Raw genomic sequence first — 19,323 nt, forward strand, 5'->3', positions numbered from 1 at the left:
TTTTCTCTTCTTTACAAGCTTTACGCGAGCGCATCCAAGAAATCTTCGACCAACTCACATTTGAGCAGGTAATTTCTGTCTCTTCTTATAACTTTATCTTGGAAGCTCTATTCTATGCAGCTTCATATTAATTTGGTATAAAATTCAAAATCTCCAATTTATCAATTTTTTCAAATGAATCTGCCAAACTTGTTAACTGATTACTATTGAGAGAAAGACATTTTAAATTTTTAAGTTTAAAGATTGAATCAGGTAAATTTGTTAAATTATTACCATTAAAGTTAATCTCTTCTAGCATAATAATTTGATTAAGAAAAATTGGTATTTCTGCTAATTTATTAGCACTTACATCAAGCCGTCTTAAGTTAATTAATTGCCCAATTTCTGCTGGCAAAGTTAATATTCCATTGTCCGAAAGGTTGAGTTCTTTTAAATTAATAAGTTTTGCAAAGGTTTTGGGCAAAGTTGTTAGTTGATTACTACGGATAGAAATAAATTGGAGATTTGTTAAATTCCCAATTTCTGAAGGTAGGTATTTAATATTATTGGGCTTATAGGATGTTTTTGAACTTTTTTGGCTTGTTGCATTGTAATTTAAGAGAAGGCTGGTATAGGATGTTTTTGAACTTTTTTGGCTTGTTGCATTGTGATTTAAGAGAAGGGTAGTCAAGTGTGTTAATCTTCCAATCTCTAGAGGTAGTTCTGTTAATCCCATGCCTGAGAGGTCTAGTTCTGTCCATTTTTCTTTGGCAGCCCGGTCAATCAACTGTAGAACGCTTTCATTTTCTCTAGATTTTAATTTTCTCTCAAATGCCTCTTTCTCTAACACTTTGCGGCAAGTAGTTTTACTGACTTTTTCATCTAGAGCCTCTGACAATGACATCCACAATCTCAAACCTTCGTTTTTGAGATATTGAGTTTCATAACCTTGCATTTCCTCGTATCTTTTATTAACGAGAGACTCACGCAAGATCAATTGTTGAACATTGGTTAGATGCGTACCTGTATGAGCATATAGAACTTCATCTGCAAAGTTGAGAATTTCTTGAAGGTTCATATGGCAATTTTAGCTGTCAACCAGATGTGAATTGATCATTCGACTAATTAGCCCTAGTACTTTGTCAAGCTAGTTTTGCAGGCTTGTAGTAAACACTTTAGTGCTTAGAGGATAAAGGCTAAAGTCCTTACTACAAACTTACCAATCAATTTAAACTCGACAGACTATTAATATATTTAACCAAAATGCTGAATAATTGCCTCGGCAAATTCAGAACATTTTAAGGGTTCAACTGGTGGTTCTAACAACCGGGCTAAATCGTAGGTGACTTGACTACTAGCGATCGCATTGCTTAAACCTTTCTTAATTAGGTCTGCGGCTTCTTGCCAACCCAGAAATTCCAGCATCATCACACCAGACAAAATCACTGAACCCGGATTAATTCGATCTAAGCCGGCGTGTTTTGGTGCAGTACCGTGGGTAGCTTCAAATATGGCACAAGCATCACCAATATTTGCCCCTGGCCCCATTCCCAATCCCCCAACAATGGCAGCAGCAGCATCAGACAGATAATCGCCGTTCAAGTTCATCGTCGCCAAAATCGAATACTCATCCGGTCTGGTTTGGATTTGTTGAAAAATACTGTCAGCAATTCGGTCATTTACCAAAACTTTATCTTTCCATTTTCCCTCGCCGTGGGTTGTCCAAATTGAGTTAAGAACAGTTTCAACTTCCTTGACAATTTGCGCTTTCTTCTCCTCGGTGAGACTATCAAACCCAGGATCGATCTCGCGGGCGTTTTCTTCCAAGGAAAGATTCGGATTTTTTTCCTTATTACTCAAAATCCAAGATTCTCGTTCAGTGACAGTACAGGCGCGAAATTCGCTGGTTGCTAGTTCATAACCCCAGTCGCGGAAAGCGCCTTCGGTGTACTTCATGATGTTGCCTTTATGCACCAAAGTCACTTGTTGCTTGTGTTTGGGCAATAGCAAGGCGTGTTTAATGGCACGTCTGACTAAACGCTGAGAACCAGTTTTGCTGATCGGTTTGATGCCAATCCCAGAATCAAGAGGAATGCGTTTTTTTCCGTGTTCTGGGGTAGCGGGGATTAGTTCTTCATTGAGAATTTTAATTAAGCGATCGCCGATTTCGCTACCTTGTCGCCACTCAATGCCTAAATAAATATCTTCCGTATTCTCCCGATAAACAATTACATCCAACTTTTCGGGGTTTTTGTGGGGTGAAGGCGTACCCGCATAGTAACGACAGGGACGCACGCAGGCATACAAGTCAAAAATTTGCCGCAAAGCTACATTTAAAGAACGAATTCCTCCCCCAACAGGAGTAGTCAAAGGCCCTTTAATAGCTACACCATACTCTTCAATTGCCGTCAAAGTGTCTTGAGGTAAATACTGATAAGTTCCGTATAAATCACAAGCTTCATCTCCAGCGTAAACCTTGAACCAGCTAATTTGACGCTGAGCCTTATATGCTTTGGCTACCGCCGCATCTAACACTTTTTGGGTAGCAGGCCAGATGTCTATACCTGTACCATCGCCACGAATAAAGGGGATAATTGGATTGTCCGGTACGATTGGTTCACCATTTTTGAAGGTGATTTTTGCTCCGGCTGCGGGGGGGGTAATCTTTTCGTACATCGTTCACACACTCCTAATCGATACGCTGCTATTCAAAAAAACCTTATGTGGCAGGCTTGTATATTGGGCACTAGGGATTGGGTAATGGGGATTGGGAATTGAGGATTGGGAATTGAAAAGAGACAACGAAGTGATTTTTTTAATAATTTCCCCTTCTTCATCCATGTTCCCTCAGTCCCCAGTCCCCAGTCCCCAGTCCCCAGTCCCAATCCGCAGATTTTCCCCCTATTCTCCTTGTACATTATTTGGGGATTAAGTGTGGGATTCAGTGAAGCGATCGCAATTTTGTACGATCAAAAATAGTAAACTACTTTTCGCTATCAGTACTTCACTTTAAAGAATGCCCGATAGCTTACCGCTCTTTCACTGACCGTTAACACAAGAATGGCATGACAGACCCAATGATTTTATCAGGCCCTGCAAATGACATCGACTCCCTCCGACAACCGTTAATCGCTGGGTCTGAAAAAGTCCAACAGCAGATAATCCCACAATTAGCTGAGTTGGGTAATGAGGGATTAGACGTGTTGATGGAATTTTTACTGAAACGACGTGAGAACCCAGCGACTTGGATTGATGGCAAAGCTTACCAAGTCTTTTACAGTTCTGATGCACCTCAAGCCAAAGAATTTTTGCGCTCCTGTTTTCCTGAAGGAATTGTACCTCTAAAATCAGAGTGCGGGATTAACTACAATTCTTTGCAACAGCTACTAGCTGCTCAAGATTTCCAAGCAGCCGATCGCGTCACCATCGAAAAAATGTGTGAACTGTCAGGGCCAACGGCTGTACAACGAAAATGGTTGTACTTTACCGAGGTAGAAAATATCTCGGCTGTTGACTTGCAAACCATTAACAACCTCTGGTTAGTCCACTCGGAAGGTAAATTTGGTTTTTCAGTGCAGCGAGAAATTTGGTTAAGTTTGGGTAAAAATTGGGAGAATTTCTGGCCAAAAATTGGTTGGAAAGCAGGTAATAACTGGACGCGATACCCTAACGAGTTTACCTGGGATTTGAGTGCGCCTAAAGGTCACTTACCCCTCTCTAATCAACTTCGGGGAGTACGAGTATTTGCTTCTTTACTCTCTCACCCAGCTTGGTTGAAGAATCCAGAAAAATGATTTTGAGCCTACGGACAAACAGATTATGATCGATTCCACCAACCGAGAATTCTACGTCATCATTGAACGGGATGAAGATGGCTACTATGTTGGAGAAGTTCCTCAGCTAAAAGCTTGTTACAGTCAGGGAGAAACAATTGATGAGTTGATGGCTAATATGAGAGAAGTAATTGAACTTTGCTTAGAAACAAAAAGTGATGAAGAAATACCAGAATTTATAGGTATTCAAAAGGTAGTAATTTAATGCCAAAATTACCAGTTTTAACAGGTAAAACAGTTATTCACACTCTTGAAAAAATAGGTTTTCAGGCGGTACGTCAAAAAGGCTCTCATGTACAAATGCAACATGAAGATGGACGGTTAGTAACTATTCCTGTTCATGCTGGTAAAACAATAGGTAAAGGATTACTACGCAAAATACTACGCGATATTGAACTTACAAGGGAAGAGTTTATAGAATTGCTGGAATAATAGAGTTGGGAAGTTTTGCACTAATTCCAAATCCACAATCTTAAATTAGATAATGGCAAACGTTCGTCTAGAAGATATTAAACGTAGATTCAATAACGTCACCGCGATCGAGGACATTACCTTTGAAATTCCTGATGGCGAGTTTTGGGTTTTAGTTGGACCATCGGGTTGTGGTAAGTCTACAATTTTACGAACGATCGCTGGTTTAGAAACCGCTACATCTGGCAAACTCTATATTGGCGATCGCTTGGTAAATAATATTCCAGCCAGACAACGGGATGTGGCGATGGTGTTCCAAAACTACGCTCTCTATCCTCACATGAGTGTGGCCCAAAACATCGCCTTTGGCTTGCAAATGCGGAAAGTTGACCGAAAAATCATTGAAGAACGCGTGATGAATGTGGCGCGATCGCTTTCTCTCGATCGCCTGCTGGATCGCAAACCCAAACAACTTTCTGGGGGACAGCAACAAAGGGTAGCATTAGGGAGAGCGATCGCTCGCGAACCCCAAGTCTTTTTACTTGACGAACCTTTATCTAATTTAGATGCCCAATTGCGCGATGATACCAGGGCAGAATTGAAACAACTACATCAACAATTAGGGATTACGACTATTTACGTCACCCACGATCAAGTTGAAGCGATGACTTTGGCCGATCAAATTGTCGTGCTAAATCGCGGACGGATTCAACAAATTGGCGATCCTCAAACTATTTATGCAAATCCTGCTAATCAGATGGTGGCAACTTTTTTAGGCAGTCCGCCAATGAATATTTTGCCTGCAATCTATGAAAATAATGGTTTCGATGTGAGCGGACAGTTATTAGCAATCCCAGCAGTTGTGAAAGGAAAATTACAGTTGCGTCAAGGACATAGTTATGATTTGGGGATTCGTCCAGAGCATATAAAAATAAACACTGATTCAGAACGGGCTGAACGCCCAGCTACCGCTAATAGTACTCAAAATTCAGGATTATTATCGGTTGAAGTTAAAGTTGTAGAACCTTTGGGAAGAGAAACTTTGATTCGTGCTGGTTTACCCGGTTCGGCGGTGATGCTGAATATTCAAGTAGGCTCTGATATGCGTTTTCGTTCAGGCGATCGCCTTTCTTTAGAGATCGATTTAAATCATTTGTTTGTATTCGATCCCGAAACTGGGGACAGAATCTTATAAAGAGTTTCTTAAACAGCTATAAATAATCGCTAAATTCTAATTTTTTGTCGCCAAAATCTAAGAAAATAAAAACTGCAATAGAGACTTCATGGATTAGCTGTAAAAAGTTATATGACTATTAATCGACGCCATTTCTTGTTTTTACTGACATCAAGTACAGGTGCTTTTGCATTAGACTCTTGTGCATTGGCAGAGAAATCTCCTAATGGAAATGCTGCAACACCAAATACAACCGCAAATACAACACCCAATATAACAGCAAATACAACAGGTGCTATCCAATTACCGCCTTTACCTTATGCCTACGAAGCACTGGAACCACACATCGATACCAAAACGATGCAATTTCACCACGATAAACATCACGCAACTTATGTGAAAAACCTGAATGCAGCCTTAGAAAAACATCCAGAACTCAAAGGTAAAACTGTTGAAGAACTGTTGCAAAAACTTGACAGTGTACCACAAGATATTCGCAGAACAGTACGTAATAATGGCGGCGGTCATGTGAACCACTCAATGTTCTGGCAAATTATGAAGCCAAAAGGTGGGGGAGAACCAACAGGAAATATCGCCTCCGCAATTAATCAAAATTTTGGCTCTTTTGCAGCTTTCAAAAAACAGTTTAATGAAGCTGGCGCTGGTCGTTTTGGTAGTGGTTGGGTTTGGCTAGTACGTAACAAGGGTGGCAAGTTGGAAGTGACAACTACAGCTAACCAAGACACTCCCTTAAGTGCAGGTAAATATCCGATCCTGGGTAATGATGTATGGGAACATGCATATTATCTCAATTACCAGAATCGCCGCGCTGATTATTTAGATGCTTGGTGGAACGTGGTTAATTGGGATGAGATTAACAAGCGGTTTGCAGCAGCAAGTAAATTTGCTTAACTATTAAGGCAAGAAGAGATAGAAAAATAAAAACTTAATATTCCGCTCGTGTCAAAGTAATTCGTAATTACAATTGGTGTTAGCTGTCTTCCCTTTATAATTACGAATTAGTCAAAGAGGCTTTTGAGTCGGTACACCTACGGCACGAGGAAAATTAGCTGGAGTGGTAGCTACCTTACGCAAATACACACAGTGGCGGATGCTGTGACTCAGAGGTGTTGTAAATTGTTCGATTGATTCAATAACTCCACCCAACTGGTTCACAGCATTCTTTAAAGCAGCTGTTTCATCCTTTGTCCAATTACCGCGATAAATTATAGCTAAACCTCCCTGTTTGAGCAGTGGTAGGGTATATTCTGCACAGACAGAGGCCGCCCCTACAGCACGGATCAATGCAATATCATAAGCTAGTCGATGCTGGCGGTGCTGACCGATTTCTTCAGCCCTACCAACAAGAGTTTTGGCATTGGTAAGGGCAAGTTCAGTTAATATATTGTCGAGAAAAGTAATTTTTTTCCGAGTGGAATCGAGAAGAGTAATTGTGCAATTAGGTACAGTAATTGTCACTGGAATACCTGGAAAACCTGCACCTGTACCAATATCGATGATAGTAGGGGAAGCAGGGGAGAAATTTGCTGATAACAGAGGTGCAATTCCTCGCAGAGAATCCCAGAGATGTTTTTCCCAAAACTCTTGAGGTTCAACGATCCGAGTTAAATTTTGTTGGCGATTACCTTCTAGGATTAACTCATAAAGCTTTTGAAATTGCGCTTGTTGTTGAAGAGTTGGTTGCCAATTGAGAGTTTTCTGCCAGATTGCTGCCATCTCAGGCAATAGGTTTGTCATTTGTCATTTGTCATTTGTCATTTGGTATGAGACATGGGACATAGTTTTTCTCTTTGTCCCCTTGTCCCCTTGTCCCCTTGTCCCACTGCTTTTTTCTCACACCGTTGGTAGAGGTTCTTTAACTTTGGATTCTAGTGTCTTTGGGTCTACTGATTCTAGTTCGCCGTGGTTGAGTCTCCAGCAACGGTCTGCGATCGCTAACAGATCCCCAGCGTCGTGTGTCACAATTAACAATGTCCAATCTTGTTTCAGTTTCGCTAATAAATTTATCAATTGCCGACGCATTGACCAATCTAAACCAGCTGTGGGTTCATCCAATAACAGTAAATTTGGCTGGCGAATCAATTGGACTGCCAAAGCTAAACGTCGTTGCTGACCACCACTCAAAGCATAAGGGGCAGCAGAAAGCGATAAATGCTCTAATCCCACTTCACTCAGCGCTTGTCTGACTCTTTCTGACCCTAACTCAGGATGTCCTAAACGCAATTCTTCTAAAATCGAACCACCGCAAAAGTGCCGCTCTGGAAACTGAAATACTAACCCGGCTAATTGTTGTAACTGTTCGGCTATAAGTTCTTGTTCCCGCCAGAAGAGTGCGCCAGTAGTGGGTTCAGTTAGTCCCGACAAAATTTCTAGTAAGGTACTTTTACCGGAACCACTCGGGCCAATAATCAGACCTAGCTGCTGGGGTGCTAATTCTAAATTGATCGATTTGAGAATCGCTGTTGGGCACGCTGTGGGATGATAATTTACATTTCGGAGATAAAGCATTTGTTAAGATTACCAAAAAGTCAGCAAATTACTGATTAGCTACACTGAGAGTGTTTGGAAAATTCTAGAAAAAAATTTACAGCGCATTACCTGGATTAACACCTTAATTTAGCAGCAAGAATTATCCACTTTTTCTCCATTGTGGCAGACTAAGCCTGAAATAATGGCTAGAGCAAGCCTGGAAACATGGAAAGATTACCAATATATAAGAAAATTTTGGTTGAAGCAAAGGCAAGTTGAAATTAACCATTTTTGCATTCTAAGTAACACATACAACTATTTCAACCGCAATTATTCTGAGGGTAAAAATGATTAAAAGGTTTTTTTCGCCTCAATTAGTAGTGTCTGCTCAACTCATTACCTTTGCTCAGACTGCTTTTGCCGCTGCTTTCGTACTTAATCTGTGGGTAAATCCCTCGTTGGCTGGCGATCCGTTTCGCAATAGCGAACCTCATCAAATTGGCGACCAAACAGAAGCAGCTTTTAAAGCAATTTTCCAACAGGGCAACTATCCAGCAGCACAGCGTTATCTAGAACAAGCACTATCCAAAGAGCCAAATGAACCTCTAGCTTATGCCATGAGCGCATCTTTAGCATACGGAAATAAGGATTGGGCTAAACTAGATACCTACAGCCAAAAAACTCTAGAAACTGGACAAAAACTGATTTCTAGCGATCCATTGCGTGGTAATTTATACACTGCTGTTGGTCATTTTTTAGAAGGTGCAGTAGTTATCACCCGTGAGGGTACTGTCAATGGTGTGCCACAAGCCTTTAGTCGGTTGCGGCAAGTTTATGAATATTTAGACAAAGCCGAAGCAATTTCTGCCAACGATCCAGAACTGAATTTAATCAAGGGTTATATGGATTTATTGTTAGCGGTTAATTTGCCTTTTGCTAGTCCAGATCAGGCAATTGGACGCTTAGAAAAAAATGCTGCTCCTCAATATCTAGTGGATCGGGGTATTGCTCTTGCTTACCGGGATTTAAAACGGTATCCACAGGCGCTAGAGTATGTCAACCGGGCGATCAAAACGACATCCGATAATCCAGAAATTTATTATCTTAAAGCCCAAATACTGAAGCGACTGGGGCAAAGAGAAAAAAGCCAGCAGATGATCCAGGAAGCGATCGCTAATTTTGACAAAGCATTGACTAAAAAATCTCAACTCCCAGGCGATTTAGTCAAACAAATTGAGCGCGAACGCAGAAGTGCTGTTAGTTTGAAGAATCCTGGATAATTGGGCATTGGGCATTGGGCATTAGGTATTGGCGATTAGTTTTATTCTCTATTCCCTATGCCCCATGCCCCATTCCCCATTCCCTACTTTGATATGCTTATTTGCAGAAGAGTAATAGAGATATTAGACCAAAATGAAGATTCAGTTCCGCGAAATTAATCCTTTTGATATGTGGATTTGGCTGAAATTCAGCACAAATCCTTCTGCGCGTGAAAAGCAGTATGTAGAAGAAGTCTTCAATTCCTGGTTTTATTTAGGTAAATTGGGTGCATTTAATGCAGAAAACCTCCAAGTGCAGGATACTGGACTCGATATCAGCTACATGAATTATGATGCACAAGGCTATGACAAAAGTCTATTAGCACTGATGCACAACATGGGTGAGTTTGAATATGAGGGTCAGTGGGGGCGTTGTTGGTTTGACTTAGGAACCAGTGATGCGATCGCATTGGATATTTTAATCAATGCTCTTACCCAGCTAAGTCAGGAATATGTGACCATTGAAGAATTGTACATCGGTGGTGAAAATCCAGATTGGCCTATTGAGGATAGCGAAAGTCGTCCTCAGTCTATTTATGATAATTAGTTACAAAAATGAATAAAGCAGGTGAAATTCGGGTAATAGCCTTGGGGTTAATTCGGAATGGCGATGGCTCTGCCAACGCCAAGGGCGAACGCATATTTCTTTCTGAAGGTTACGATCCCGCAAAACAAGAAACATTTTATCGGGCTTTAGGCGGTGGTGTTGATTTTGGTGAAACCAGCCACGCCGCCTTAAAACGGGAATTTCAAGAGGAAATTCAGGCAGAATTAACGAATATTAAATATCTAGGTTGTATAGAGAACCTATTTACATTTAATGGTAGGCAAGGTCATGAAATTATTCAGCTTTATCAGTGTGACTTTGCTGATTCCAAATTTTATCAACTGGAAAGTTTAGTTTTTTCTGAATCACCACATCATAAACATAGAGCCTTATGGATAGATATCTCTCGCTTCAAATCTGGGGAATTAAGATTAGTACCTGAAGTATTTTTTGACTATTTATAAATCATCTAGAAATTGCACTCAACAAAGACACAATATACTGATTGAGACTAACACCTTCCCGTTCAGAAGTCTCAGCTAAACGCCGATGTAAAGATTTCGGCATCCGTAGCAGTAGTTTCCCGCTATAGCTATCATTATTACTTGGTAAGGGAATGCGATCGCCTGCTTCATAAGCTGTCTCAATCCACAGTTCCCGCGACTCATTGAGATTTGCCATTGTCTCTTCAAGGGTTTCGCCTTGGGTAAGACATCCAGGTAAATCTTTAATTTGGGCTATATATCCACCCTCTGGGTCAGGGTAAAGTGTTACAGGGTACTGAAGATTTAAATAATATTCTAAGGACGGCTTCTCAATCTGCTGGTTCTTCTGGTTCAGTGTCTTCATCAATCCACTCTTCTAAATTTAATAGTTCAACTATTTGCTGTACACGATCGCACTGTGTCGCTACAACTGAGAAAGCAACTTGTTATACTCTGCGTGTGAACCAAGCCAAAACCAAATAACAGTATCTCCATCTAACTGTCCAACCGCTCGATAATTTTTGCTAATCCGTGCTGAATAAATTGGTAGTTCTGGATGTACTTTTTTGAAGCGCAAGCTGGGATGGCTCGGATCTTGTTTGAAGAGGCGGTATGCCTCACGCGTTTACTCTTGAACTTGCTCAGGTAGATCGGCAAACCCTTGACGAAACTGAGCGGTTATACGTGACTTCACAATGTATCTGGATCTAACTCTTGAGTTTTTCCTGCACGGTATTCAGCCATTGCTTCGGTTGCAAGTTTGGCAAGCATATCTGGAGAACGGGCAAAAGCTTGATCCCAACAGCGTTCATCTTCTAGTTCTGCCAAAATCATCGCCGCGATCGCATCTTGTTCATTGGCAGGTAAATTTTTTAGTTTAGCGATCGCTTGTTCAAGTAGCTCTGTCATAGCTGTTAATCGTTACGAAATTCATACTATAAATTATCTCTGCTTGCACTTTGTTGGGGTTGTTAGGTAGGGTGCGATTGATTGGGGCCAGAGGAAAGCGCGATCGTTCTTTATAGCAGAAGTAGTAAAGTTTGAGTAAAAGCAAGTGTTGAGTTTCTTAGTGCCAAAACAATTTATGGCCAAGATGAGTGTAGTTTTTTCTCCTAGCTTAATGGAATAAATCTTCAAGTATCTGGTTGACATTCACTTGAAAAAAGCCAAAAAAAGATGGTTTCAGTTCAAAGTACTTAACTAACCATCTCCACTTTTTCTCCATTTCTTCTTTAGTTTTAAGTTCCTCTGGAGAACCATCTTTAAGAGTTATTGCAAGGTCTTGAAGAAATTCAGTAATGGAACCTGGCCTAATATATTTTGCAGCAAGTGGAAAAATCATCAACTTAGCATTCCTCATATCTTTAATTCCGCTACTGTCATCCATACTTCCAGGAGAGTAGTTAGAAACTATAAGTGCTGGTAGTGGTGGATGTTCTCCTTTTGGAGTAAGCTTCATGAGTTCGCTATCCAGTATTTGATTATAGAAGCTAACTCGATCTGTCCCTCGCACCGCCAAGCAGTCAGAACCAACTTCAGCAGCAAATTGATCAAAATTATTCTTTACTTCTTCTCTCAATGGATCACTCCATTTATCGAGTAAAAAGAAGACGTACCAACTATATCCTTTCGAGGGAATTGTACTCAAGTTTGTTGCCAAATAACCCATAGGACTTTAAATAAAGCTAATTTAGTATAAGTTCATTGTATTGTTCATAGTATAAAGTGTCACTTTAAAAGACAGATTGCGGCTAAATCCGAGTTTGTTGTACTAGCTGTTTGAGTTCTATGACTCGCAACAGTTGATTTGCCGACACTGGTCAACTACCATAGCGATCGCCTTGAAATCCTAAACTTCACCTTGTAACACCTCTAGGTCATCAACTGTAAGTGGTGCTTGGCCAGTGTGGCGCACATACAATACATTAACTGTAGTACCTCGAATCGTAAAAAGTACTCGGTATACATTTTTGGCTTTCCCATAAAGGAGTTGACGTACTTCTTCTGGAAAAATTTCATGTTCGACTGCTAAAGCACAACGTTGGGGCTTCTCTTGTAGGGTAGCAATAGCATTCATCAATCCTCGAAACCAACGATCGGCAAATTCAGGATTCCGCTCTCGATACCAGCGATAAGCTTGCTCAATCTGAGCTTCCGCGATTGGAGTAATCTCAACCTGAAATGCCATACTTTTGCTGCATTTCTTGGACGAAATCTTCAATGGGGCGAGTTTGACCAGCGTTGAGTTCCTCGAAACCTTGTCCAATTCCAGCAATTGTCTCCAACCGATCAATCAGTTGGCGTAGTTTCGTGGGATCGATTTTGGCAGTGTCTAGAAAGGTGACGAGGACTTGGGAGCGATCGCTAATATCTTGCGGTAGCTGGGTGAGGTAAATTTCTCCATCCTGATAAATGCCTTCGATAGTTTTGATCATGAGTTGAAGTCGGGTTGGTATTTCCTTTAATTCTACTAAATAGGCTCAAAAGGCTGGGTTTGGAATTCCAGCCTGCTCAAAATGACATAGGTTTTCATTTAATCACTAATCTTTTTATCCCAATTAAACAACAGCTGCCTCTGGAATCGCACCTTGCATTCTCCCGAAAGCATCAATCAAATTTTGCAATTGTTGATCTGCCTTAAAAACTCCTAACCCGCGCACCGTCACTTTTCCAGGAGAATACACAAACCGCGTCTTGAGATTGTCTGGTAAATTCGCCGCTAATAAATTCCAAGCGGGTTCCTCCATTGGCGTTTCTAAAACAACGTGCTGCTTTTGTTCTGGTTTAATCCGGCTAAATCCGAGCTTTTTCGCTAGTTGTTTGAGTTCCATGACTCGCAAAAGTTGATTTGCCGACACTGGTAAACTACCATAGCGATCGCTCCACTCAGCTGCAATCTGCTTTAATTCTGATTTAGATTTAGCTGTCGCTACCGCCCGATATGCACTCATCTTTTGATCCAAATCGGTGATATAATCCGCTGGAATAAATGCTGTCAAGTTGAGGTCAATCTGGGTATCCTCCACTTTCGGAATTTCTTGTCCGCGGATTTCCCGAATTGCTTCTTCAAGCATTTCCATGTATAAATCAAAACCTATAGCATCCATTTGACCGGATTGTTCTGCACCTAGCAAGTTGCCTACGCCTCTGATTTCCATGTCGCGCATCGCTAGCTGATATCCAGAACCTAACTGAGTAAATTCCTGAATCGCTCGTAATCGTTGCCGTGCTGCATCAGATAATGCCCGTTGCTTTGGATAAAATAACCAAGCATGAGCTTGTATCCCTGCACGTCCCACACGACCGCGTAATTGATACAGTTGTGCTAATCCAAAGCGGTGAGCATCTTCAATCAAAATCGTGTTGACTCGTGGAATATCTAAGCCAGATTCAATAATTGTCGTACAAACCAGGATATCTGCATCGCCATTGCTGAAGGTGAGCATGGTTGATTCTAACTCGCTTTCATCCATTTGACCGTGAGCGATCGCAAACCTAGCTCCCGGTATCACTTCTCGTAAATTGGCTGTTGTCTCTTCAATTCCATCTACTCGTGGAACTACATAAAATACCTGTCCACCTCTGTCTAATTCTTGACGAATTGCCGTGCGGATACTTTCGGAATTAATTGGTGACAGATGGGTTTTAATCGCTCGTCTAGTTGGCGGTGGTGTGGTAATCAAACTCATTTCCCGAATTCCCGACAAAGACATATACAAAGTCCGGGGAATGGGAGTGGCGGAGAGGGTAAGCACGTCAACTTGAGTTTTCAGGCTTTTAATTTTTTCTTTCTGGTTTACTCCAAACCTTTGTTCTTCATCCACCACCAACAGTCCTAAATCCCGGAACATCACGCCTTTACCCAAAAGTTGCTGTGTACCAACCACTACATCTAATTCACCCGTTGCCAATCGCTTTTGAATATCGCGGCGTTCTTCAGCCGAACGAAAACGATTGAGTAAACCGACATTTACGGGGTAAGGAGCAAAACGTTCTTTGAGTGTATGGTAATGCTGCTGTGTTAAAATAGTCGTTGGCGCAAGGAGTGCCACTTGTTTACCGGCGATGACTGCTTTGAAAATAGCACGAATCGCCACTTCCGTTTTCCCGAAACCGACATCGCCACAAACTAAGCGATCCATTGGGCGATCGCTTTCCATGTCGCGTTTTACATCTTGCACAGCTTTGAGCTGATCTGTTGTGGGTTGGTAGGGGAAAGAATCTTCTAATTCCTCCTGCCAAGGCATATCATCTGGAAAGCTAAAACCTTGTTGTTGCGATCGCGCTGCATACAGTTTCAACAAGTCCACCGCCAATTTTTTGATCGCTTTGCGGACTTTATTCTTGGTATTTTCCCAAGCTTTACCAGTCATCCTGTTGAGTTCTGGCGCTTTCTCACCACCAGCGCGGAACCGCGATAAAGCACCTACTTGATCGGCTGCGACTCTGAGTAACCCATCAGCATACTGCACTACCAAATAATCACGGGTTTCGTTATTAATTGTCAAACTTTCCAGCTTGACAAATTTACCAACACCATGATTTCTGTGAACCACATAATCGCCCGGACGCAGCTTATTGGGATCGACTTGTTTAGATGTCGCCTTGTGGCGCTTGCGGATATAGCCGGGAGTCGCTAAAGAATGCTGTCCAAAAAATTCCCGATCTGTAACGATTACTAATCGGTATGTAGGTAGGATAAAACCTTCTAATTCCGCAAGACCAGAATATTTTAGAGCTATGGGAGTATGGTTGATTTGCAGCTTATCAATCGCTTGGTAGTCGCGGGGATTGGGGATAAACTGAGCCGGACAATCATGTTCTTGTAACAGCGAGACAGAACGCGAAGGTTGAGCAGAAAGCAGCCAGATCGAGAAATTGCGATCGCGTTCTTGGCGGATGGTTTCAGCTAGTTTAGCAAACTGGTGGGGCGTGACTGGAACAGGACGGCTGGCAAGATTGATCCCATCATTTTCCTCTGATAATTCCGATAAATATAATGTTTTAAATTTGGCAACATCAACCAGACACTCATCAAACGAACGGTGAATTTTCGGCAATCTTAGAGGAGTAGACTCTTCTCCATGCGCCATTCCCCATTGTTCCTGGGCATTTTCTACCCAGCGATCGCTATGAGCATGACACTGTTCTGGCTCATCAATGGCAATCAAGGTATTTTCTGCTAAGTAGTTTAGCAGAGATGCTGGTTGCTCGAATGCTAACCCCAAAAAGCGACGGCTACCCTCCAACATTGATGAGTTCGCAGTGCTAAGTTCTGAGTCAGAATTTAACTCAGCACTCAGCACTCCGAACTCAGCACTATTTTTCAGTGCAGCCATCACGATGGGAGTAAAGCTAGTGGGGGTAAGAATTAACTGGTCAACTTTGTCGAGGGCGGAACGTTGGGTTGCTGGGTCAAATTCCCGCATTTGCTCGATTTCATCACCAAACCATTCCAACCTGACTGGAAATTCCGAAGAAACCGGGAACACATCAACAATATCGCCCCGCCGACTCCATTGCCCTTCCATTTCCACCAAAGGAACTCTTTCATACCCCAAAATAGTTATTTTTTCACTGAAGCTATTCAGGTCTAATTCCATCCCTTTTTTTAGGGTAAGACAGAATTGCCCAAAAGCTTCTGGTGGTGGTAAATGAGGTTGCAACGCCCCTTGAGTAGCCACAATCGCTAAATTTGTCCTTTGTCCTACCCTGCGGGAAGCCGCTGGCGCGTCTATGTCCTTTGTCCTTTGTTCTTGGTTTGTTTCTAATGACAACTGACTAATGACTAATGACTCTTGACTCTTGAGTAAATCTGCCAAAACCTGCATTTGCCCCCAACTCATTTCAGTTTCCGGGTCAAAAGGTTCGTAAGGAGAAGCCTCGGAGGTGGGGTAAAAATGTACTGTTTGCCATCCCATTGCCTCCAGTTGTGCGTAAACGCGTCCAGCTTCTTCCAGAGTGGCGCAAACCACAAACAAATCCTTGCCCTGAGACTGCGCTAATGCTGAAGCCACTAAAGTCTTGGGCAGCCTGGGAATGCCATTTAACCGCAATTCTTGTTGTCGATTCAGCTTAGAAATAAATTCAGTGGTGAGCGGCGATCGGCCTAAGGCACGCACAATAGAAGAAAATGACATAAGTACTACTAGCGATGGGAGTCTTTGTGGATCAGCAAATCTTGAGGCAGTTTATGTCAACTATTTTAAAAGTGTTAACAGCTTTCTTATTCTTGCGGTAGAAGAATAATGCACAGTGACTAATAAACTTAAGAACTATAACTACTACTTTGTGTACAATCAAAGCATTTATAGAAGCACCTTTAATACTAGATACTAGGTATTGAGCTACATTCGCTCTGATAAGCGGCAATTTTAAACATGTCCCCCATCACTTTTGAAATTTCAATCATTTTGGTGCTAATTATTGCCAACGGCGTGTTTTCTATGTCTGAGATGGCGATTGTCTCGGCACGGAAAGTAAGGTTACAACAGCTTGCCAATCAAGGAGATGCCAAGGCAATGGCAGCATTGAAATTAGCAGAGTCTCCAAATCATTTCCTGTCAACTGTTCAAGTGGGTATTTCCTTAATCGGTATCTTAACTGGTGCTTTTGGAGGAGCAACAATTGCCAACCGACTGGTAGTCTATGTGCGACTTGTACCTTTGTTAGCACCTTATAGCGAACCGATATCTTTTGGAATAGTGGTTTTGATCATTACCTATTTGTCACTCATTGTTGGCGAATTGGTACCAAAACGTTTGGCATTAAATAATCCAGAAAGGATTGCCTCGATTGTAGCGATTCCGATGCAAGCCTTGGCTGCGATCGCTTCTCCTGTAGTCTTTCTTTTAAGCACTTCTACAGATTTGATCTTGCGAGTGCTGGGAATTACAGCTTCTACTGAGCCGCAAGTCACCGAAGAAGAAATTAAAATCTTAATCGAGCAAGGCACAGAGGCGGGAACCTTTGAAGAAGCTGAACAGGATATGGTAGAGCGAGTCTTTCGTTTAGGCGATCGCCCTGTTAGTTACTTAATGACACCTCGTCCTGATATTGTTTGGCTAGACTTAGACGACTCTGCCGAAGAAAATCGCCAAAAAATGGTTGATAGTGCTTATTCTCGGTATCCAGTTTGTCAGGGAGGACTTGACAATGTGCTTGGTGTTATGCCTGTTACTGACTTATTAGCCAGGAGTTTCCGAGGAGAACCGCTAGATTTAACAGTGGGATTGCGGCAGCCCGTATTCGTGCCAGAAAGCACCCGTGGCTTGAAAGTTTTGGAATTGTTCAAGCAAACTATCACTCACATGGCGCTGGTAGTGGATGAATACGGCGTAATTCAAGGATTAGTCACTCTCAACGACATCATGAGTGAAATCGTGGGTGATGTTCCTTCAACGGATGGACAGGATCAACCACAAGCTGTACAACGCGAAGATGGTTCCTGGCTTTTGGATGGGATGTTGCCTGTAGAGGAGTTTTTGGAACTTTTTGGGATGGAAGAGTGGGAATCTGAAGAACGCGGTAGTTATCAAACATTAGGCGGTTTTGTGATTACCCATTTAGGTCGTATTCCTGCTGCAGCAGATCATTTTGAATGGCAAAGTATGCGAATTGAAGTGATGGATATGGATGGTAATCGCGTTGATAAGGTGCTAGTCGTACCGAAGGCAGTTAAATCAGCAGATACGAAAAAATCTAATTAGGATTGGGCATTGGGCATTGGGCATTGGGCATTGATAATAATTATTGTTTAATATTTCCCATACGCCATAATAGCTAATGCCCTATTTATGAAATTTATCAAGTGCGAGATAAACGTTTGACCTCTTCACCCGCCAACATCTGATGAGCTTGTTTCAGGAGTTGGGGGATTTTATCGGCGTAGGGATTACGGGTAAGAGATTTCCCTAAATCTAATTCATCTAGTTGCTCGGCTTTGTTGCCGGGGAACCAGTGGCCGCCATTGCCAAGCAGGTTATAGCGCATTTTAGCGTAGTCTACTAAATCGTAGGCGATCGCTAAATTACGCAGCCACAAAATCACCCGAATATTTACCTCACCAGGGGTTTCGTCATAGGTTGGGAGATTTGTTTCCCAAGATTTTACCCAATCTTCTCCCAAAGTAGCGATCGCTTCTTGTTCCAATCTTGCTAAAATTGGCGGCAAAATTTCTGATGCTCGATCTAATAGTTCTAAAGTCTTCAGATGTTCATCAAAATCTTGTGGTTTTGCTGCTCCCAAACTCAGGGTATGTACCTCTTGATGACTCAAACAAAACAAATCATTAAACACCATTGGACTCAATGGAGCGCAAAGATTGACTAATTTTTGGGGAGGCTCATACAACAAACCTCCTTTATTAGAAGGGCTAATAATAAACACCCCCACATCGTGGCGTTTAGCTGCTTCGATTGCCGCCCAATTCCATTGATTAATGTAGTACCAATGCAGGTTTACGTAATCAAATTGATTGGTATTAATTGTCTGCACAATTATATCTGTCGAGCCGTGTGTGGAAAAGCCGATAAATCTAACTTTTCCCTCTGCTCGCAACTGCTGTGCTACTTCCAAACAGCCGCCGGGACGGATGCTGTCATCTAATGACTCAGGATGATTAATGCCGTGTAACCCTAAAAGGTCAACATAATCTAGCTGGAGATTTTTCAAAGATTGTTCAAACGTTTCTCGGAATTCTTTCGCATCTGCCTTTGGATTGATTTTTGTCTGAACAATCAACTTTTCGCGGGGAAACTTGGGCAATATTCTCCCCAATTGCATTTCAGAAGTGCCATAACCACGGGCAGTTTCAATATGATTAATCCCAACCTCGACTGCCCTTCTAATAGTCGCTTCCAAGTTTGCCTGGTTATCAGCAGGAATTTCATGATTGGGAACATCCTCCCATTTGAACTGATATCTCATGCCACCGTAGGAAAACACTGGCATCTGTAATTCTGTGCGTCCAAATCTTCTATATAGCATCAGTGGATTGTGGATTGCTTACCAACTTAAAATCTAAAAACGATACTCATTCCAGCTTCTAGTGCCACAATCATTTCCTCTGTTCAATCTGTGACAC

Annotated in this window: 20 protein-coding genes; 9 read left to right on the forward strand and 11 right to left on the reverse strand. The window is 41.9% G+C overall.

Features of this window, described 5'->3' with window-relative positions; all coding sequences use genetic code 11:
* Positions 1-127: 127 nt before the first annotated feature.
* Both RMY32_RS22875 and RMY32_RS22880 read right to left on the reverse strand, forming a co-directional pair.
* Entirely contained in the window at positions 128-1,057 is a 930-nt protein-coding gene (locus RMY32_RS22875; protein ID WP_322710605.1) for a leucine-rich repeat domain-containing protein, read from the reverse strand.
* 176 nt (positions 1,058-1,233) lie between these two features.
* Positions 1,234-2,655, reverse strand: a complete 1,422-nt coding sequence (locus RMY32_RS22880) for an NADP-dependent isocitrate dehydrogenase (protein WP_322710606.1) — start codon at positions 2,653-2,655, stop codon at positions 1,234-1,236.
* A 389-nt stretch (positions 2,656-3,044) separates the two neighbouring features.
* Here RMY32_RS22880 and RMY32_RS22885 point away from each other — a divergent pair, with 389 nt between their 5' ends.
* The 5 genes from RMY32_RS22885 (at position 3,045) to RMY32_RS22905 (ending at position 6,309) form a co-directional block, all read left to right on the forward strand.
* Positions 3,045-3,773 (forward strand): GUN4 domain-containing protein, encoded by a 729-nt coding sequence (locus RMY32_RS22885; protein WP_322710607.1) that lies wholly within the window; start codon positions 3,045-3,047, stop codon positions 3,771-3,773.
* Positions 3,774-3,798: 25 nt separating this feature from the next.
* Positions 3,799-4,017, forward strand: a complete 219-nt coding sequence (locus tag RMY32_RS22890) for a type II toxin-antitoxin system HicB family antitoxin (protein WP_322676664.1) — start codon at positions 3,799-3,801, stop codon at positions 4,015-4,017.
* Complete coding sequence (locus tag RMY32_RS22895; protein ID WP_322710608.1) at positions 4,017-4,244, forward strand: type II toxin-antitoxin system HicA family toxin; 228 nt, start codon at positions 4,017-4,019, stop codon at positions 4,242-4,244. Before RMY32_RS22890 ends, RMY32_RS22895 begins: the two co-directional genes overlap by 1 nt.
* A gap of 52 nt (positions 4,245-4,296) precedes the next feature.
* Complete coding sequence (locus RMY32_RS22900; RefSeq protein ID WP_322710609.1) at positions 4,297-5,418, forward strand: ABC transporter ATP-binding protein; 1,122 nt, start codon at positions 4,297-4,299, stop codon at positions 5,416-5,418.
* A 111-nt stretch (positions 5,419-5,529) separates the two neighbouring features.
* Positions 5,530-6,309, forward strand: coding sequence for a superoxide dismutase (locus RMY32_RS22905; protein WP_322710610.1), 780 nt, complete (start codon positions 5,530-5,532; stop codon positions 6,307-6,309).
* 111 nt (positions 6,310-6,420) lie between these two features.
* Here RMY32_RS22905 and rsmG read toward each other — a convergent pair whose 3' ends face one another.
* Both rsmG and RMY32_RS22915 read right to left on the reverse strand, forming a co-directional pair.
* Positions 6,421-7,155, reverse strand: a complete 735-nt coding sequence (gene rsmG, locus RMY32_RS22910) for a 16S rRNA (guanine(527)-N(7))-methyltransferase RsmG (RefSeq protein WP_322710611.1) — start codon at positions 7,153-7,155, stop codon at positions 6,421-6,423.
* Positions 7,156-7,251: 96 nt separating this feature from the next.
* On the reverse strand, positions 7,252-7,926 hold the full coding sequence (locus RMY32_RS22915) for an energy-coupling factor ABC transporter ATP-binding protein (RefSeq protein WP_322710612.1): 675 nt from the start codon (positions 7,924-7,926) through the stop codon (positions 7,252-7,254).
* A 308-nt stretch (positions 7,927-8,234) separates the two neighbouring features.
* Here RMY32_RS22915 and RMY32_RS22920 point away from each other — a divergent pair, with 308 nt between their 5' ends.
* The 3 genes from RMY32_RS22920 to RMY32_RS22930 all read left to right on the forward strand — a co-directional run bounded on the left by RMY32_RS22920 (position 8,235) and on the right by RMY32_RS22930 (position 10,217).
* Positions 8,235-9,167, forward strand: a complete 933-nt coding sequence (locus tag RMY32_RS22920) for a Sll0314/Alr1548 family TPR repeat-containing protein (RefSeq protein ID WP_322710613.1) — start codon at positions 8,235-8,237, stop codon at positions 9,165-9,167.
* Between the two features lie 133 nt (positions 9,168-9,300).
* Positions 9,301-9,753: a DUF3531 family protein gene (locus RMY32_RS22925; RefSeq protein WP_322710614.1), complete on the forward strand. Its 453-nt coding sequence runs from the start codon at positions 9,301-9,303 to the stop codon at positions 9,751-9,753.
* Positions 9,754-9,761: 8 nt separating this feature from the next.
* The gene (locus tag RMY32_RS22930) at positions 9,762-10,217 is read left to right on the forward strand and encodes an NUDIX hydrolase (RefSeq protein ID WP_322710615.1); all 456 of its coding nucleotides are present in this window, start codon (positions 9,762-9,764) and stop codon (positions 10,215-10,217) included.
* Position 10,218: 1 nt separating this feature from the next.
* Here the strand turns inward: RMY32_RS22930 and RMY32_RS22935 are convergent, their stop codons facing one another.
* The 6 genes from RMY32_RS22935 to mfd all read right to left on the reverse strand — a co-directional run bounded on the left by RMY32_RS22935 (position 10,219) and on the right by mfd (position 16,378).
* Complete coding sequence (locus tag RMY32_RS22935) at positions 10,219-10,602, reverse strand: type II toxin-antitoxin system HicB family antitoxin (protein ID WP_322710616.1); 384 nt, start codon at positions 10,600-10,602, stop codon at positions 10,219-10,221.
* A gap of 326 nt (positions 10,603-10,928) precedes the next feature.
* Positions 10,929-11,147 carry a hypothetical protein gene (locus tag RMY32_RS22940; protein ID WP_322710617.1) on the reverse strand — a complete coding sequence of 73 codons (219 nt, stop codon included), beginning with the start codon at positions 11,145-11,147 and terminating at the stop codon, positions 10,929-10,931.
* 208 nt (positions 11,148-11,355) lie between these two features.
* Positions 11,356-11,817, reverse strand: a complete 462-nt coding sequence (locus RMY32_RS22945) for a hypothetical protein (protein WP_322710618.1) — start codon at positions 11,815-11,817, stop codon at positions 11,356-11,358.
* Positions 11,818-12,087: 270 nt separating this feature from the next.
* Positions 12,088-12,426: a type II toxin-antitoxin system RelE/ParE family toxin gene (locus RMY32_RS22950; RefSeq protein ID WP_322710619.1), complete on the reverse strand. Its 339-nt coding sequence runs from the start codon at positions 12,424-12,426 to the stop codon at positions 12,088-12,090.
* Entirely contained in the window at positions 12,410-12,673 is a 264-nt protein-coding gene (locus RMY32_RS22955; protein WP_322710620.1) for a hypothetical protein, read from the reverse strand. Before RMY32_RS22955 ends, RMY32_RS22950 begins: the two co-directional genes overlap by 17 nt.
* A 123-nt stretch (positions 12,674-12,796) precedes the next feature.
* A complete protein-coding gene (mfd, locus tag RMY32_RS22960) occupies positions 12,797-16,378 on the reverse strand; it encodes a transcription-repair coupling factor (RefSeq protein WP_322710621.1) in 3,582 nt (1,193 codons plus the stop codon).
* 240 nt (positions 16,379-16,618) lie between these two features.
* Between mfd and RMY32_RS22965 the strand changes: the two genes are divergently transcribed.
* Positions 16,619-17,947 carry a hemolysin family protein gene (locus RMY32_RS22965; RefSeq protein WP_322710622.1) on the forward strand — a complete coding sequence of 443 codons (1,329 nt, stop codon included), beginning with the start codon at positions 16,619-16,621 and terminating at the stop codon, positions 17,945-17,947.
* Between the two features lie 97 nt (positions 17,948-18,044).
* On the opposite strand, the gene RMY32_RS22970 is transcribed toward RMY32_RS22965, so the two are convergent.
* A complete protein-coding gene (locus tag RMY32_RS22970) occupies positions 18,045-19,226 on the reverse strand; it encodes an aldo/keto reductase (protein ID WP_322710623.1) in 1,182 nt (393 codons plus the stop codon).
* Between the last annotated feature and the right edge of the window lie 97 nt (positions 19,227-19,323).

This window comes from Nostoc sp. ChiSLP03a (genome assembly GCF_034531215.2).
In the GTDB taxonomy this organism is placed as follows: Bacteria; Cyanobacteriota; Cyanobacteriia; order Cyanobacteriales; family Nostocaceae; genus Nostoc.